Origin of the sequence: Planctobacterium marinum (genome assembly GCF_036322805.1) — a bacterium.
Classification (GTDB): domain Bacteria; phylum Pseudomonadota; class Gammaproteobacteria; order Enterobacterales; family Alteromonadaceae; genus Planctobacterium; species Planctobacterium marinum_A.
On record NZ_AP027272.1, the window covers coordinates 352,501 to 368,716 of the forward strand.

Below are 16,216 nucleotides of genomic sequence, written 5' to 3' on the forward strand. Positions count from 1 at the left end.
ATCCTAGCGCAATTTAATGGTGATTTGAGTATCTTCAGTAACGCTAAATTTGGCCTCTTCATAGGAGGCGGGTCCAAAGCGCCCGGCGTTATTGCTAAAACCGTAACCTTCTTTGGGTAGTCCCATCATATTAGTATCCAGCTGTCCGTTGCTGTTTTCATCGTGGAATAGCTTGATGGCGTAGTCGCCTGCCGGCAGGTCTTGAAAAGCTGTGCTGACAGTTTCTGCACTAGCTGGAATTTTACGTGATACCAATGGCGCACCAGATTGGCTGTAATCTTCGGGAGAGTCGTATAACACTACCAGAATCTCGCCATTCAAGGCGGCTATATCAGTAATATCTAGATGGACATTGGCAGCCATCAGGCTCCCTGAGTACAAGGTGGCAATGGCGGCGTAACTGGCTATTTTTCTGGCAAACATGATCTTACCTCTGGTGTGTTAAGTTCAACACCATCATAAGCAAAATGGGTTTGCGATGAATGTGCCTAAAGTCATGAATATCAGGGGTGACTTTTGGCCAGGAGGAACGTCAGCTTATTGTGCTTTTTTGGCGCGCTTATCTTGATACATGCGTTGGTCGGCGATTTCCACAAGGTTGTTGATCTGATCTGAATCTGTGGGATACATGGCAAAGCCGATGCTGGTTTTTAATGGTAGTGACACATCGTCCCAGTTTAACGGTGTTTGCAAATTAGACTGCAAACGCTCAATTACACATTGTACATCTTGAACACTGCGTACCTCCGGAAGAATAATGGCAAACTCATCGCCACCTAACCGCGCAATCGTATCAATGCTACGAGCTGAATTGGTTAATCGCTCAGCAAAGGCTTGAATGATGGCATCGCCCGCTTTGTGACCATAAGTGTCGTTGGTGCTTTTCAGACCGTCCATATCCAACATAACCACTGCGGTCTTGAGATTTTTTCTGGCGCTTATGGTGAGCTGTTGCCGTAACACATCATAAAACTTGGCGCGATTACCCAAGCCCGTCAGTGGATCTTCTGTTGCACGGCGATAGAGTTCATCAGTGGAAAAGCGAATGGCGTGAAATACGATAGCTGCCAGCATGTCGGACATGAGAGACAACATACAGGTTTCGGACTCGCCAAAAGCCTCTTTATTCTTTGATGCCACTTTCAGCACACCAACGCAGTTGTCCTCGTACTTGAGAGGCACCACTATCATTGAGCCGATACCCACTCTTATGCAGGCCGCTTTATCTACTCTGTCATCTTCAAGAGTATCGGCACTATAAAGTATCTCACTTTTTTCAACGCATAAACCCGAGAGACTGGAATGCCTGGATAAGCGTAATCCCAGGCAAGGCTCCATAAGACCGGAGGCTGCCCGATAAACCATGTCGTCGCCTTCTGCCAGCTCTATCACAGCGCCATGGGCTTCCAGCAGCTTCATGGCCCGATCGGTGGCAATAGCCATTACCATGCCCAAGTCCATACCGATTTTGCTGATTTCGGTTTGCACCTCTATGATCTTGAGCATCTTGCTTTGTGGAATCGCTTGCGACAAAGCTTCTTCGTTTAGCATCACGCACACTTTGTTTCTGTAATGTTTCTAATAAAGTATAGGCAATAGTGTGGATTTTTACACCCGTCTATCACTTTGTTGTTGCTGATGAGGGCGCTCTGAATTCTCCTGGTCTTTTCCCTGTTATTTTCTTAAATAACTTACAAAAGGAACTGACATCTGAATAGCCCACCCGAAAGGTAATTTGATCAACACTCAATTCGGTGGTGCGCAATAAGTCACAGGCAATTTCAATTCGAACTTTTTGCAAATATTGGCTCGGCGATAATCCAGCCCTAAGTTTAAAGCGCCGCGTTAGATTTCGCACACTAAGGCCTGCTTTATCCGCCACTTCTTCCATCATAAAGTCCGATGAAAAGTGGGTTTCCAGCCAGTTTTGGGCGTTGTGCACCAGGCTGTCATTGTGCTCTCGATATTGGCTGAGTTTGAGTTCAAAAGTTGAGTTTATGCGGGGCACGTCCATTAAAAAATTTCGGGCGACCTTTTGTGCCACCTCAGTGCCCCACAATTTTTCAACTAAAAAGCTGGCCAATTCGATGGCGGAGTTAACCCCTGAAGACGTATAGATATTTCCTGCGGCAGTGATGGTTTTTTCTGGCATCAGAATGACCTTTCTGTAGCGTTTTTTAAAGTCATCCACAAAGCGCCAGTAAACGGTAGCCACCTTGTCATCCAATAGTCCTGCTTCGGCCAACAAATAACTGCCAGCGTGCAAGCAACCTATAATGGCATCTTGCTGATACTGAGCCCGCAGCCAGACTAATAGCTGCTGATTTTCAGCAATGATTTGACGCACATCTCCCCAAAACCCAGTGATCAATATCAATTGGAATTGATGGCTGCATTCGATACTGCAATCGGCTTGAATTGTGGCACCTGAAAATGACTTCACCGCCTGTCCATCTTGAGTGACGACATAGACATCAGACAGTTTTGAACGTGAGATGTTCGAAGAGGGCGCAAGGCGATTGCGCACTACCATATTGGCTGCGCTGAAAATGTCTCTGGCACCACCAACACTGAGTTCAGTAGCACCGTTAAAGGCGACAAGTGCGACGCGTTTTACTCCTACAGGTAATTGTACATTCATGTTCCTGACTTTATGCCCTTTAATTGTCTTAATGGTGAGTGATTATCGCCAATCATTTGTCTTTTTAGACCAATTACAAACCTTGAGCAATTTTAGATACTCGTTTTCAGATTCAATGGTGAATCGGCAACAAAAACGAGGATACCTGTTATGGCTGAAGTCATTTACGAAAAACGCGGCAAGATTGCTTACATTACTTTAAATCGTCCCCATGCGATGAATGCGATTGATGAGCCTATGCACGAGTTATTGTGGCAAACATGGCAGGACTTTGATGCTGACGACAATCTGCAATTGGCTATTGTCACCGGAGCCGGAGATGAAGCTTTTTGTGCGGGAGCTGACCTCAAGTCTCACGCTACGGATTGGGTGCAACGAGGCAAGAGTGCGATGTTCCCTAGAGATAAAATGAAAGACGGTCTCGGCGGTCTGACCCGGGGCTTGCATCGCATTTACAAACCAGTCATCGCAGCGGTCAACGGTTGGGCACTTGCTGGAGGCCTGGAAACGGCAATGGCTTGCGATATTCGAATTGCCTCAGATAATGCGCAATTCGGTTCCTTCGAACCACGACGTGGTTATCACCACGGAGATGGTGGCATAGTGCGAGTTGTAAACACCTGTGGTGTGGGAATAGCGCTGGAAATGAACCTCACCGCTGAACCCATTGGCGCGCAACGGGCGTTGCAAGTAAACATGGTGTCAAAGGTGGTACCACAATCTGAATTGATGGCCACTGCCGAAGAATATGCTGCAAAAATTTTGCGCAATGATCAGTGGGCGGTGCGCTCTGCCAAAGAAACTATCTTTGAAGTGATTGGGCGACGCTTAGATGATCAATTGGCCTATGAATCATTCCTTGGATACAGTGGAGCCGCTAATCCACCAGTGGCTGAGCTGCTGAAAAACTTTGCGGCTAAAACTGACAAAGGCCGAGTTGGCAAAAACAAAACTGATTTATAGATTGATTTGGGCAGAAGGATTCCTTCTGCTCTCTATAAATCTTACTCGCCTCAGTATGAAATTATTACACTTGGCTTGCTCTCAAGAGTAATGGGTCTTAATAAAATCCTTTTTAAACAATAATTTATGTTTCTGGCATGAAGATCGCACATACCTTTGTGAACTCATTTTAGATTGGGAGATCACAATGGAAATTTTTGAAACCATTCGCAAAGATCACGAAAAACAACGTTTATTAATGAAAATCTTGGTGCAAACCTCAGGCGATTCTGAAGCGCGTCGAGAGCACTTTGAAGAATTAAAGGACGAGTTAAAAGCCCACGCAGCAGCAGAAGAACGCCACTTCTACAAAAAACTAATGGGTTCTGATCGAACATTAGAGCAATCTCGGCACGGTATCCACGAACATCACGAGATTGATGAGCTGATTGAAACCCTTGAAGAGACAGATATGAGCTCTTCTGCTTGGTTGCACTACATGAAACAGTTGCAAGAAAAAGTACTGCATCACTTGGAGGAAGAAGAGCAACAAGTGTTTCAGCAGGCGGGTCATGTCTTGAGCGCCAAGCAGAAAGAAGACCTCGCTGAAGACTTTGAAGATGAAAAGCAAGAGCAGTTGCACTAATGGCGACGCTCAACACAGGTGACAAGGTAACGTGGAAATGGGGAGAAGGGGTCGCTGAGGGAACAATCGATACCGTCTACACCGGCGACGTTACTAAAACTTTGAAGGGCTCGGAAGTAACAAGGAAAGGGTCTGAGTCTTCACCTGCGTACTTGATTAAACAGAGCGATGGCACGGAGGTGCTGAAAAGTCACTCGGAAGTCACCGAACACGAGGAAAATTAAAATGTTAACCACCAAGATAGATGCTGGCAGCACTTTCCCGGATGTAACCGTCAAACAAATGGACGGCAGTGAATCATCATTAATTGTTGGCCCTCCGAAAAATGGAGAGCCCGATACACGCGGGGGACGGTGGACAATTGTCGTTTTCTACCGTGGCAAGCACTGCCCTATCTGTACTCGGTTCCTGAAAGACTTATCTTCAGCGCAAAACGAATTCAAGGCACTGAATATGGATATAGTAGCGGTATCCGGTGACAGTAATGAGCAGCTGCAAGAACATGTCGAGGACTCACTTTCTGAGGTTAGCTTCCCACTGTTTTGTGAGCTCAGTGTAGAGGACATGAAACGATTGGGGTTATACATTTCAGAACCCGTAAGTGATACCGAAACCGATCACAAGTTTTCTGAACCGGCCCTTGTGGTAATAAACCCAGATAGTCAGGTGCAATTAGTTGAGATTGCCAGCGGGCCATTTATGCGTCCTAACATCGGATTGTTGTTGAAAGGCTTGAAATATACAGTTGAGAACAATTATCCCATTAGAGGAACCGTCACTGAATAGTGCTGCTATGGGCTATTGAATTGCAGCCAAACGAGCAACGAAGTGTGCATGTTCGGCGTCGGTAACGTTACCTTGTTGTTGCGCAAGAAATAAGGTCACCTGTTGTTGTAGCGCCTTGCGTGCGAGCTCAGCTTTACAGTGAGGCGCAATACGCAAAAAAGCTGCAACAAAGCAGTTTGCCACGGAAAAATCGGTTTTTCCGTGGCGGATAACGGCGGAAAACAGGTGTTCAAACACTGTCGGAAGTTCCAGGGCGGGAAGCCGTAATCTTGGTTCTTGATGCTTATCTAAGGTGAAAGGTGAGGGCAAGCCATGGCTCGTGACGATGATCGCCACCTCAGACAATTTATCAATACAGGTATGCGCTGTGAAAGGATCATTTATGCCTGTCGACAGTGAGCGGATAGCGATTTCAGTAAGTTGATGAATTTCAAACTCCAGGTCTTGCAACGCTGTCCTTGTGGCACCCAACTTAAAATAGCGAGCTAACTCTTCATTTTGTCCATCGGCATTCTCTTCACCGTAAACGTGCGCTACTGGCTCACCTGCAACGATATAATCTCCGGGGTTACACAAACAGCAAACGAATAATTGATTTTGCGCACAATAATGACTGAGTTTATTTTTATCGATGGCCTGCATGTAGCCTGATTCTTTGAGCTTCAGAGCAATCTTTACCCTACCTTGTGTTGCTTCGCTGAATGTCGCCTCTATGGCTTCCTGTTGTTTTATCTTCGGGACTTTTATTTTCAATAATTTGTTTTTGAGCCTTTGGAAAATACCATCAACAACCACATCTGCCTGTAGACTTTTTGCAAGGTGATGAATATAAAACACCAAAAATAACAAGCACATCAGCACCATCAGTAATGCTAAAGACAGTGTGATACCTGGTACCGTATCGAACGGTAGATTTTCCCCAAGTGATAAAAAAGTGAGGGATTGAAATACAAATGTGGCGATGAATAGACCCAGTGCGGTTTGGGTCATTTTATCGCTGATAAAGTGCTGCAGAAGTCTGGGACCGAATTGACCTGATGCCAAAGATAGAGCCACAAACACCAGCGAGAAGACAATACCTGCCATGGTCATGATAGCTGCTGCCAACTTCCCAATCAAAGCTCGACTGGCATCGATATCTAACTGATAAAAAAAGCTAAATGGTTTTATCGTGGTTAAGACATGCATGGTATCCAGCCAGATAGTGGCACCGAATAAACCACACACTAAAGCCATTACCACGAGAGGTAAAAACCAAAGATTTTGCACAAGCAGCCTTTTTAATTGCAGTAGAAAAGACATAACATGATAGTTTTCTGAATAGCTCTGCCTCAGAGCATGATGCAAATTGTGTGTGATATCAATGTTGTACGTGCTTTACCTTACCGCAAAGTGCACGAGGCTGAGCATTTTTTTGAGTTTTAACGTGTCTTCTATGAATAAGAATTTTGTTTGCATCGGTCTGCAAAATCCCAAATCTGCGAGTAATGTCGCTTCTATCCTGAGAGCTGCGGGTTGTTATGGTGCCAGTTCAGTTTTCTACACCGGAAATCGCTATCGCTACGCGAAAGAATTTAATGCCGATACCCAAAATATGCATCAAAAGATCCCTACTATCGGGGTGGATGATCTGTTAGCCATGGCCCCTAAAGGGGCAAAAAAAGTTGTCGTGGAACTGGTGGAAGGGGCTGTTCCGCTGCCTGATTACCAGCATCCGCAGAATGCCTTTTACATTTTCGGCCCGGAAGACGCTTCGGTTAACCCCGAGCTGGTTTCTGCTTGCGATGACGTTGTTTATATTCCCACCCATGGCAGTATGAACCTGGCGGCAACCGTCAATGTGGTGCTATACGACAGACTGGCAAAATCTGATTTTGATCGTAGTATTGAGTTTGTACAACAAAGCCGAGACAACAATAACCGCCTCAAAGCTTTCTAAACTTAAGAGTTAAATTGTTATGAACCTGATTTGGCACATCATTTACATGAGCACGCTGGTATTTGCCATGGGGTTTGCTTTGCATTTTTATGCTTATAAGCGAGGCTTGGGGGATGAGTTTGATGAAGTCAAAACTAAAACCCTGAAAAGGGACGCTCAAGGTAATAAACGACCCTACAAAACCGGTAATGGATTTCTGGACAAATGGCTGGAATTCGGAGGAGGTTATTACGGCATCATCGCTTTTATCCAGTTAGTTTTTATTGAAATCGGTCAGGTACGGGACTTTATCTCTGACTGGTCTGGGCTATCGGACTTTATTGATAGCTTGGGTATCGGTATGTTGATCCGAATACTCATTGAACAAATCATGAATTTTGTGGCGGCAATTTGCTGGCCGGTTGACTATCTTGAGCAGTTTTCTCTTACCGAGATAGCACTATTCATTTGTATCACTTTTGTCTTCTATAAATTCTCACAGCGTGTGGCCAGAGCTAAACTTACGCAAGTACAGGCTCTATAATCTATCTGCGCGGTGGTGCCATACGTTGTCGCACGTTCCGGGCATAGAGTATGGAAGGTACAATGACCATAATGGCCAATAGAGCAAGTGGCCAATGATGAAATTCCTGGAACCAGGCAAGCTGCACCAGCTCTCTTGCTATCTCGGTATTAGCCTCTTCGGCAAAGGCAATGGCACCTACTGCCGCGTCATTGGCGATAGCAAAGCCGCCACTGATTGCACTCTCCCAACCTAGAGAAGATAGCGAAGACCAGGCCTTAATACCGATGGCGGATGCACCGAAGGCCAACAGCCCAATGGCTACTGTGCCCATGCTTAGTACCCCAAAACCAATAGCACCAATACTCAAGACTCCAACGGAAATGATGCCGACACTGATGGGGGCGATAGCCACACCTCCCCAAGCGAATAGTAGCCCTTTGGCATAGCTACCACCTGCTATCCAGCCAATGGCTGGCCGATAATCCTCTTCTGGCATTGCAAATTGTACATGCACCAACGGCACGCCAAATAGTGTGAGCTTGCTTTTAAATTCTGACCTTTTGGTGTCTTTTAGATCTTCTTGAGCAAATGATTCTGGTTGAAAAATCCGCTCCTGCATTCTGAGCTGCCGCTGTTTTTGCAGCATGCGTCGCGCCAGATAAAAGTAAAATAGAGCAAATATCAGCACCCAATATTGTGACAACCAGGCTAATAATTTTGCCTGTGCGGGAAAGCTATAAGCCAGCGCCTTCGTGCCCAACATGCCCAAGGTAAATAGCACCGCAGCCAGAATAAATTGCATCACAATGCGAATAACCAATTGCCGTTCTTTTTCAGTACGAGTCTGATCCAGACCGGCGCGCAGGCCAAAAAAGGCGCTGATGAAGCCCGAGGCAATAGCCAGTAGCGTGATGATACCGGAGAGACTAAATGCGCCAGAGGCTTTTGTGGCACTGGCACCTAAGGCAGCTGCTTTCGCCGGTGGGGCGATACCGCTAATGGCAGTGAACACGGCAGCGGTGAAAGCGGTGCCGGGTTTACTGTTTTTAAGGGCTTCTTCCACAAAGGCCGACATGGCTTGTTTTAATAATTTACGACCACGAGATAATCGTTGTTTTGCGGTGTCTTCAGACAGATCTAGCTTTTCTGCAACTGCCTGCACTGACTGTTGCTCACGATAAAACAAAATTAAGGGTTCGCGGTAGTGGGTTTCCATATTGGCGATGGCGCGCCATAACAGTGCTTCTTGTTGCACCTGAATGGCTTCATCATCGAGGTTTCCTTCGGACATTGCACTGTCTTCCTGAATCTCCTGGGCGTGTTTAGTGGGTTGTTGTGTTTCTTTGCGGTGATAGTGGCTGATTTTAAAACGCAGAATACCGCACAACCAGGATTTCAGTTTTTCAGGATCCCGCAGCGTATCGAGTTTTCTCCACGCCTCGATAAAAGCCTCCTGAGTTACATCTTCGCTTTGTTTAAGGTCCCCAAGCGCTGCATAAGCAACAGAACACAGCAGGTTTTGGTAGCGACTGACGATCTCACAAAAGGCCTCGCGATCGCCACCTAATGAATGCATTACAAGTTCAGCGTCATGGCGTTGTGCCATTGATTTAAAGGATTTAAACATAGTGGTGTACGGTTAAATGACTACTTTATAGTAGGTGCCTTATCCTACAGTAAAAGTGACAGAAAATTTTATAAATGCCTTTAATATGCATAATCTAAGACAAGATATTCGCTTTATTGTGAGCGCCTACAATTCTGAAATGAGTCGGAGTAATGAAATTTGAAAAAAGCTTTGATAATCGGCAAAGACCGATTTGGGCATTGTATTTTATTGCGATCCCTTTGTTCTTATTATCATTGTTCACCATCATCAATTTAGAAAGTTTTACTCACCCACAATCTTTCAAGGCTAAGTTTGCTTATCCGATGGTTGTTTTTGCCCCGCTTCTTGGGTAGATGTTTTATTGGGCAGACAAAAAAGTGAAAACCAGGAGTCTGACTTTTACAGAAGATGGTGTCTTTTTTGGTTTTGAAGAGTCACAACAGGTTGTTAAATGGCAGGATGTTAAGGAGATAGTGATCGTTAATGAACGCTATGTGTTTTTTGAGCCACGTGTTCCTATGGAAACACTTAAACTAGATTTAAATCACTACAAAATTGATTACAAGGAAGCAAGGGCGTTGTTGGTGCAAAAAAGCGCTATCTATCAATACGAGGTTGTAGAGGAATGAAATGTCCGTATTGCCAAACAAGTGAGAGCTATTTCAAAGCGTTATTCGCCAAGTCCAAAACTTGTGCTGAATGCAAAGAAACATATAAAATGAGGATCAGTGTACTACGAGTTTTGGTGCTCTCTGCGCTAGTAATTCCAAGTTATTTACTTGTTTTTTCAACAGTGGCAGAGGAAATCGGTATGATTCGTTGGGCAGTCATTGCTGGTATAATGATGTTCTCCTTCAAGCCAAAGAAAGTCTCTTAAACAATTTCCCGGGTCATTACCCGAATGACCCATTAACCTTTATTTTTCTACAGTACACTGAAGCAATTTTCAGGTAACTCTGTTCTTCGTCTGAAAAAACTAATTCCCCGAATATAAATCTTTCTGTCACTTTTTCACTTCTCTACGGCACTTAATGGTTGCTTTCAATACGATTAGATTTTTTAACAGAGGAAGAGCATGAAGCAACGATTAAAAAACGGCAAGCAGAGTTTAATTACAGTAATGATAACAACTGTGCTGTGTTTTGCTGGCTATGCGAATGCAGATAGAGCCAGTCATCTTATAGATAATTTCTGCGATGCGACGTTAACTAAATTTGGCCAGCCCAGACAGTTTCTGAATGACACCGTAGCCGGTGGTACAACACATGCAGTGCAGCAAGTTAAAAACTGTAAATTCAAAGCCTCCGGTGATATCACGCCGCCCCGCGGACAGCCGGGCTGGGCGAGTTCGGTATTGCCATTGGCAAGCTATGGTGAGGCGCTGGATGTCAGCGAATTTGCAGGGATACGACTGTTAATAAAAGTGCTAAAAGGCAATATTTCGCTCTCTGCTAACAGCACCGAAGTGAGTAATTTTGACTACCATGCCGCTCCGGTAGTAGTGAAAACCGATGGCCGGTTTCATGAAGTAAAAGTGCCTTTTGCGCAAATGAAGCGCGCCTGGTCTGAGCAAACCCCATTAAATACCGCCACCATTAACAGTTTGAGTGTTGTTGCTTATGACCTACAGCCCGACAAGTTTGAATTTGAATTAGACGAAGTGAGCTTCTACTAAGCGAGCGTCAACCCGGAGTGGAAATACCATGCAATCTCAATTAGTAGCCCCGCAGCGACTTGATTATCTGGATGCCGTCAGAGCATTGGCTTTATTACTGGGTATTTTGTTTCACGCCAGTCTCGCGTATCTGCCGATGTTTATCGGATGGGCTGTTATGGACATCAATACCAGCAATGTCGCTGGTGTTTTTGCTTTGCTCAGTCATGCATTTCGCATGGAACTGTTCTTTTTGTTGGCCGGATTTTTTAGTGCCATGACCATGAAAAGGCGCGGCTTAAGGTCATTTATTGCATCCCGATTGATTCGCCTGGGTGTGCCATTTTTACTGGGGTGGCTGATACTGCGTCCATTGCTGGTATCCGGATGGGAAATGGGAGCGCAAGCAATGCGAGGCGACGTTGATATTCTCGCCGGGCTTGCACAGGGATTTGCCTCAATGGCGTTACTGCCGGAGAACCTGTTGCTGGGGACCCACTTGTGGTTTTTGTATTACCTAATGCTTATTTCTATGTTCGCTCTCGCTATTCGGGGCGTATTTGCCAAACTTAGGTTTGAATATTCACATGCGTCTCACTTATTGGCGAATCTATTTAAATGCTTAAGTAGTGGAAAAGGACGTTTTTGGTTACTGGCGTTACTCACGGCTCCCGTTTTGTGGTTTATGCGAAGCTGGGGTGTCGATACACCCGATAAGTCCTTGATGCCTCATGTGCCAGTAACACTGCTGTACGCTGGCTTTTTTGGGTTTGGTTGGTATTTACACACAGTACCTAAGGCCATGGATGCATTTTCTAAACTCAGCTGGTCAAACGGATTCCTGACTCTGGTGTGTGCTATAGCAATGATTGGGCTATCCCCCTATGAGATGCAAGCCGGCCATGAGTACCACAGTTGGTTCAAGGGGATATTTGTTTTTGCTTGCAGTCTGTTCATGTGGTTGATGGTGGCCTTAAGTATTGGGCTATGCCGCAAGTTGTTTAGCAAAATAAGCGGCTCAATGCGCTACGTGGCAGATGCGTCCTATTGGTTATACCTAGTGCATTTACCTTTCGTGGTGTGGTTGCAAGTGTGGGTGTCTGAATGGCCGGTTCCCTGGTTTGTAAAGTGGTTTCTGGTTAGTTTGATAACCTTGGTTATTGGATTACTGAGTTATCATCTCATGGTACGCCACAGTTTTGTTGGCCGAGTACTTAACGGCCCGCGCAGATCTGCTTAATCTGCGACAATGGGTGAGGTGTTAATGATCTGGTTGTAATGCTCGTTTAGTTTGCTTTGGTAGGCGTTGTTTAAAAAGGTGGTGTATACCAGGTGGCTTACCAGGTAGCGCATGTCTTTTGCCCAAGGCGGTAAAAACTGTGGTGCTTTGCACAGTCCCATTTCCGTTAATACCGCAAGCGCCGGAATGTCCTCAATATCCAGTTTGCCACAGAACAGAAGCTGTAATAGGTCCGCCCGACCAGAAATGACAATGCTGCGCAGAAAGCTGTGTACCCGCAACAGGCCATCCAGATAGACGATGTCTTTAGTAAAAGGCGCACCGCCGGTTAATACGCCACCGCGAAATACCCGGCGACTGTTTTCAAAGGCCTGTTCGTTACTGATACCGCGCTGCTTGAAAAAACCAAACACGTCCAGAAAGTCGGCGCCATCAACCGCCATTTGCACCGCAAATACCCGATCGGCGAGGCGACGCAGACGATCCAGTTCCCAATTGCCACTGATAAACTCGGCAAAAACTGCAAGACCCTCCTGGGTGCAAGTACTGGCCGGATGGCTGTAGGCCAACACCGGAAGATGGGGCTGTGCCAGGCCGTTTAATGAGGTGCCCACATGGATATAGGCTTCGTGTTCTATCAGGCTTTTTACATCAAGGTCGGTAAAGTGGGCCGCTTTGCGAATGCGGATGCGATTGGGTCCCGCCAGCGCATTGGCGGATAGCTCTTCCACCACCTCTACTGTAGGGGCGATATCACCAAACATCTTGTTTACCGCCCGGCGCATTTCTTCTGCTACCGTTTCCGCCAAGTTGCAAGCGGGTGCCGGTGCACCCAAATCGAAATTGGCAAAGGTGGCAGAAGCATTGATAAATTGATTCGCCAGACCAAGACAAGTGGTGTTCTCATCGGGCAGGGCATCTTTGGGTAAACCATAGAGTGTGCGGGAGTGCTGCAGAAACTCAGGCGTTCCGGTTGCCGCTAACATCAAAGCACCACTTTCCACGTCTTTAGCCAGGCGCAAAATCCAGTCGGCTACCGGGTCTTTTTCAAAAGGGCTGAATTGTTGTACTAATTTGTTGGTAATGGCGCAAACTTGCCCGGCATCAAATTCCGGGTAACTCACCTGTGGCATCTTTTTGCAGCCATCTGCTAAAAACTGCTCGCGAATACTGGCAGGCCAGCCAAGATGGGATAAGATCCGTACCGGGCGTTCGGCCTCTTCTAACAGCACCATGGCGCTGGCGATATGGGCTTGGGTGAGTTGTGTTTTCATAATCTTGCTGGTTTACTTGCGTGGTACGAACTGAGCTACTTTGTCGCTAATGTGCCAGCTTTTACCATCGTAGATTAGGTTGAGATAATCCACATAACCTTTTTGATTTTCACTGCCCCAGGTAAATTCCACAGTGGCGTTGGCAGCGTTACCGGTTTTTCGCAAACTGGTGATTTCGATATTGGCATCCCATTCATTGCCACTGTTCACCAGCTTGGCAAAGCTGTCTCTGCTATACACTTTATACTCACCCTGCTCATCGTAATATTGGATGGAGGCAGACTCTGCAAAGGCCATTTCAATATGTTTACCTGAGCCGGTTTTAACCGCCGTGATATAAGATTCAATGGCCGCCTCAGGGGATTTGAAACCATGGGCAAACGCCGTTGTAGCAAAGACCATAAAGATAAACAGCAGGGATTTACGCAGCATCAACAATATTCCTTGAACAAAGATGTTGCCAGCAGATTAGCCCCTTTATTTACGCTTAGCAAACATTAGCGATTTCGATTTGTCACCTTTGCTGCTGTAAGGGCTCGTAATAGCTTAATTGGCACCGGCATTTATCCTGTCTGTCGATTTAATGGAAAGGGAATATTTATGAAAAAGTCGATGACACTGTCTATTTTTGCCGCTTCAATAATGACACTGGGTTGCACAACCGCGGTTGATAATCATAGTGAGATATTAGTGATACACGGCGGTGATATTGTCACTGTTGATAAGAAAAATACCGTATATCAGCAAAGTGAAAGTGCTGCCGCTGTTATCATTAATAATGGAGTGATTGAGGAGGTTGTCGAACTCGCACAGCTTGAAGCAGAGCTTTCAAAATATAAAAGCAGTGACATTAAATACCTGGATCTGAAAGGCCGGACTCTTATGCCCGGTTTTATTGAGCCTCATGCACATCTCTATCAAACCGCTCAAACATCATCCGTGCCAAACGTTATGCCTTGTCTGCCGGACAAATATCAAAGCCAATTGGAAGCGGAATACGGTTGGCTTTATTATCCTGAGGAAGGAGACGCCTGTTACCTGTATGTGGATGAAGCCCTGGCGAGCCTGGCGAAAAATGCCAAAGCCGATTTTCCCTGGATTATCGGCAATGGTCTCGATCCTTCCAGAATGCTGTTGTCTGAACAAAATCGTTACGAATTTTCTGCTGATGTGGCGCAAACCAGAGAACGATTTGCTGATGCCATTGATAAAAATCAGACATTTCTGAACTTCCCGATAAAAACAATCGATATTGCGCTGTCTACCTTACCCGAACCCAAGCCGCTGTTTGTGCTGGATCAGTCGGGTCATTTGGGGTACGCCAATATGTTAGCTTTCACGGAAACCGGGCTGTGCGAAGGCATTTATGATGAAGCTGAGTTTGCTGCCAAATACAGTGAACTGCATCCCGGAGTCACGCCACCAAGGTGGAAAGATCTTGGCATTCAAGGTGACGAAGTAAAATTGATATGTGAAGAGGCCACCAAAGAGCAGATGACCAATGCCAGCTTGCTAGTTAAGGCATTGTATTTTCCTGATGGCGAGTGGGATATCGTAAAGGATGCCTCCAAGTCAGGCACCAATAACTGGCAGTACTCGGGATTACTTAAAGAAGAAACGGCCTATGGTCCTTTTTTCAAAGCTATCGAGCGCAATGTTAAAACCGCACATTTGAACATGCAGGAAATGGTAGGGCACGGCGCGCCACCATTGCTCAAAAGCGAGAATGCCAATTCAACTGAGGAGCTCAATCCTGCGTTTCAAGCTGCCATGAGTGGCATTTTGTTAACGGCATCAAAACAAGGTGTCACCACTTTCGTGGAAGGCGGCGCCACGCCGGATATGATAACCAGCTATAAGAGTTTAGTGGCAAATCAACAGGCGTTTACCCGAATTCGCGCTGTTTATAATTGGGCAGCAATGCCACAAAATGAGAATGTCGACTACAAGATTAGTTTTGATGATGCTTCCTTCAACGGCATGCTGTCTGCAGAGGGCATTAAGCTTTGGGCGGATGGCTCAACCCAAGGGTGCAGTGCCAACCTCTCACAACCCTACGATGAAGATGGGCTATGCCAATCATTCGGCGACGGTCATACTAATTATGACGATAAGCAAATAATCGAAAACCTGACGCCATTTGCCCAAAAAGGCTGGTATTTCAATATTCATGCAAACGGCGACAAAGGCATTAGCGATGCGATAAACGCCTTGTCGTTCATGCAAGAAAAAGTTGCGGGAATGCCAATGGATAATCCCCAAAAGGAATGCCTGGATGAAACTAACAAAGGAAAGTACCAATGCTTGCCCTATACCATTATTCATTCCACGGTAAACAACCCTGGTAATAAAGCGACGGGGGAGACAGCAGAAATCCTGGAACTCTATGAACAAGAGCGGGCGAAGTTACCCTATTTGTCACCAAGTCATCTGGTGGGCCACATCGCCTATTGGGGGCGTTCAATGGAGAATGAGTTGGGCGAGTTTCGCGGTGGCACCATAGACCCTATGGGCTCAGAAGTGACGGCAGGTATTCCGTTTTCCATGCACAGTGATCTCAGTATCAGTGCGTTATTCCCGTTGTGGTTTATTGAACAAGGTGTAACCCGTGATACCTGGTTTTACCCCCACTTAAAAGATTCTCAGCGCTCGGCACTTTACGAAGAGGAAAGGATTGCTATCAGCGATGCAATCCGCGCAGTCACCATTGTACCGGCACAGCAGCACGGTATTGACCAACAGCTAGGTTCGATTGAACGAGGCAAACTTGCGGATCTGATAGTTGTTGATAAAAATCCACTGACCTATGCAGGCAATGAAGCCAATATCCACGCCATCAATGTGGAGTGTGCCTTCATCAATGGCAAGCAAGTTGACTGGAGTCATTCACCCGAGGGTAAAACTTCCAGTGGCACAGAGTATCAATCTCAATGCCAACTTGATTAAGCATTCCATCATGCAAGAGGAGGAGTTATTTAAC

Annotated in this window: 18 protein-coding genes; 11 read left to right on the forward strand and 7 right to left on the reverse strand. The window is 45.9% G+C overall.

Annotated features, from left to right (window positions below; translation table 11 throughout):
* Positions 1–3: 3 nt before the first annotated feature.
* The 3 genes from AABA75_RS01565 to AABA75_RS01575 form a co-directional block, all read right to left on the reverse strand.
* Positions 4–423 carry a DUF2141 domain-containing protein gene (locus tag AABA75_RS01565; protein ID WP_338290632.1) on the reverse strand — a complete coding sequence of 140 codons (420 nt, stop codon included), beginning with the start codon at positions 421–423 and terminating at the stop codon, positions 4–6.
* A gap of 114 nt (positions 424–537) precedes the next feature.
* Positions 538–1,551, reverse strand: coding sequence for a sensor domain-containing diguanylate cyclase (locus tag AABA75_RS01570; protein ID WP_338290633.1), 1,014 nt, complete (start codon positions 1,549–1,551; stop codon positions 538–540).
* A gap of 70 nt (positions 1,552–1,621) precedes the next feature.
* Positions 1,622–2,641, reverse strand: a complete 1,020-nt coding sequence (locus tag AABA75_RS01575) for a GlxA family transcriptional regulator (RefSeq protein WP_338290634.1) — start codon at positions 2,639–2,641, stop codon at positions 1,622–1,624.
* Positions 2,642–2,791: 150 nt separating this feature from the next.
* On the opposite strand from AABA75_RS01575, the gene AABA75_RS01580 reads away from it, so the two are divergent.
* The 4 genes from AABA75_RS01580 to AABA75_RS01595 all read left to right on the forward strand — a co-directional run bounded on the left by AABA75_RS01580 (position 2,792) and on the right by AABA75_RS01595 (position 5,015).
* Complete coding sequence (locus AABA75_RS01580) at positions 2,792–3,604, forward strand: enoyl-CoA hydratase/isomerase family protein (RefSeq protein ID WP_338290635.1); 813 nt, start codon at positions 2,792–2,794, stop codon at positions 3,602–3,604.
* Between the two features lie 187 nt (positions 3,605–3,791).
* A complete protein-coding gene (locus AABA75_RS01585; RefSeq protein ID WP_338290636.1) occupies positions 3,792–4,229 on the forward strand; it encodes a hemerythrin domain-containing protein in 438 nt (145 codons plus the stop codon).
* On the forward strand, positions 4,229–4,453 hold the full coding sequence (locus tag AABA75_RS01590) for a DUF2945 domain-containing protein (RefSeq protein WP_338290637.1): 225 nt from the start codon (positions 4,229–4,231) through the stop codon (positions 4,451–4,453). The genes AABA75_RS01585 and AABA75_RS01590 overlap by 1 nt, the downstream gene beginning before the upstream one ends.
* Position 4,454: 1 nt before the next feature.
* Positions 4,455–5,015: a redoxin domain-containing protein gene (locus AABA75_RS01595; RefSeq protein WP_338290639.1), complete on the forward strand. Its 561-nt coding sequence runs from the start codon at positions 4,455–4,457 to the stop codon at positions 5,013–5,015.
* A gap of 12 nt (positions 5,016–5,027) precedes the next feature.
* On the opposite strand, the gene AABA75_RS01600 is transcribed toward AABA75_RS01595, so the two are convergent.
* Entirely contained in the window at positions 5,028–6,284 is a 1,257-nt protein-coding gene (locus AABA75_RS01600; RefSeq protein WP_338290641.1) for a DUF2254 domain-containing protein, read from the reverse strand.
* Positions 6,285–6,450: 166 nt separating this feature from the next.
* Between AABA75_RS01600 and AABA75_RS01605 the strand changes: the two genes are divergently transcribed.
* Both AABA75_RS01605 and AABA75_RS01610 read left to right on the forward strand, forming a co-directional pair.
* A complete protein-coding gene (locus AABA75_RS01605; RefSeq protein ID WP_338290642.1) occupies positions 6,451–6,954 on the forward strand; it encodes an RNA methyltransferase in 504 nt (167 codons plus the stop codon).
* A 19-nt stretch (positions 6,955–6,973) separates the two neighbouring features.
* A complete protein-coding gene (locus AABA75_RS01610; protein WP_338290643.1) occupies positions 6,974–7,477 on the forward strand; it encodes a hypothetical protein in 504 nt (167 codons plus the stop codon).
* A gap of 1 nt (position 7,478) precedes the next feature.
* Here the strand turns inward: AABA75_RS01610 and AABA75_RS01615 are convergent, their stop codons facing one another.
* On the reverse strand, positions 7,479–9,086 hold the full coding sequence (locus AABA75_RS01615; protein WP_338290644.1) for an RNA polymerase sigma factor: 1,608 nt from the start codon (positions 9,084–9,086) through the stop codon (positions 7,479–7,481).
* Positions 9,087–9,238: 152 nt separating this feature from the next.
* On the opposite strand from AABA75_RS01615, the gene AABA75_RS01620 reads away from it, so the two are divergent.
* From AABA75_RS01620 to AABA75_RS01635, 4 genes are all read left to right on the forward strand, one after another.
* Positions 9,239–9,421: a hypothetical protein gene (locus tag AABA75_RS01620; protein WP_338290645.1), complete on the forward strand. Its 183-nt coding sequence runs from the start codon at positions 9,239–9,241 to the stop codon at positions 9,419–9,421.
* Between the two features lie 24 nt (positions 9,422–9,445).
* The gene (locus AABA75_RS01625; protein ID WP_338290646.1) at positions 9,446–9,697 is read left to right on the forward strand and encodes a hypothetical protein; all 252 of its coding nucleotides are present in this window, start codon (positions 9,446–9,448) and stop codon (positions 9,695–9,697) included.
* A 446-nt stretch (positions 9,698–10,143) separates the two neighbouring features.
* Positions 10,144–10,743, forward strand: a complete 600-nt coding sequence (locus tag AABA75_RS01630) for a CIA30 family protein (RefSeq protein ID WP_338290647.1) — start codon at positions 10,144–10,146, stop codon at positions 10,741–10,743.
* Positions 10,744–10,771: 28 nt separating this feature from the next.
* Positions 10,772–11,962, forward strand: coding sequence for an acyltransferase family protein (locus tag AABA75_RS01635; protein ID WP_338290648.1), 1,191 nt, complete (start codon positions 10,772–10,774; stop codon positions 11,960–11,962).
* Here the strand turns inward: AABA75_RS01635 and AABA75_RS01640 are convergent.
* Both AABA75_RS01640 and AABA75_RS01645 read right to left on the reverse strand, forming a co-directional pair.
* Positions 11,959–13,236, reverse strand: a complete 1,278-nt coding sequence (locus AABA75_RS01640; protein ID WP_338290650.1) for a flavohemoglobin expression-modulating QEGLA motif protein — start codon at positions 13,234–13,236, stop codon at positions 11,959–11,961. The genes AABA75_RS01635 and AABA75_RS01640 overlap by 4 nt on opposite strands.
* 12 nt (positions 13,237–13,248) lie before the next feature.
* Positions 13,249–13,668, reverse strand: coding sequence for a nuclear transport factor 2 family protein (locus AABA75_RS01645; protein WP_338290651.1), 420 nt, complete (start codon positions 13,666–13,668; stop codon positions 13,249–13,251).
* 168 nt (positions 13,669–13,836) lie between these two features.
* On the opposite strand from AABA75_RS01645, the gene AABA75_RS01650 reads away from it, so the two are divergent.
* Entirely contained in the window at positions 13,837–16,182 is a 2,346-nt protein-coding gene (locus tag AABA75_RS01650; protein ID WP_338290652.1) for an amidohydrolase, read from the forward strand.
* Positions 16,183–16,216 lie beyond the last annotated feature (34 nt).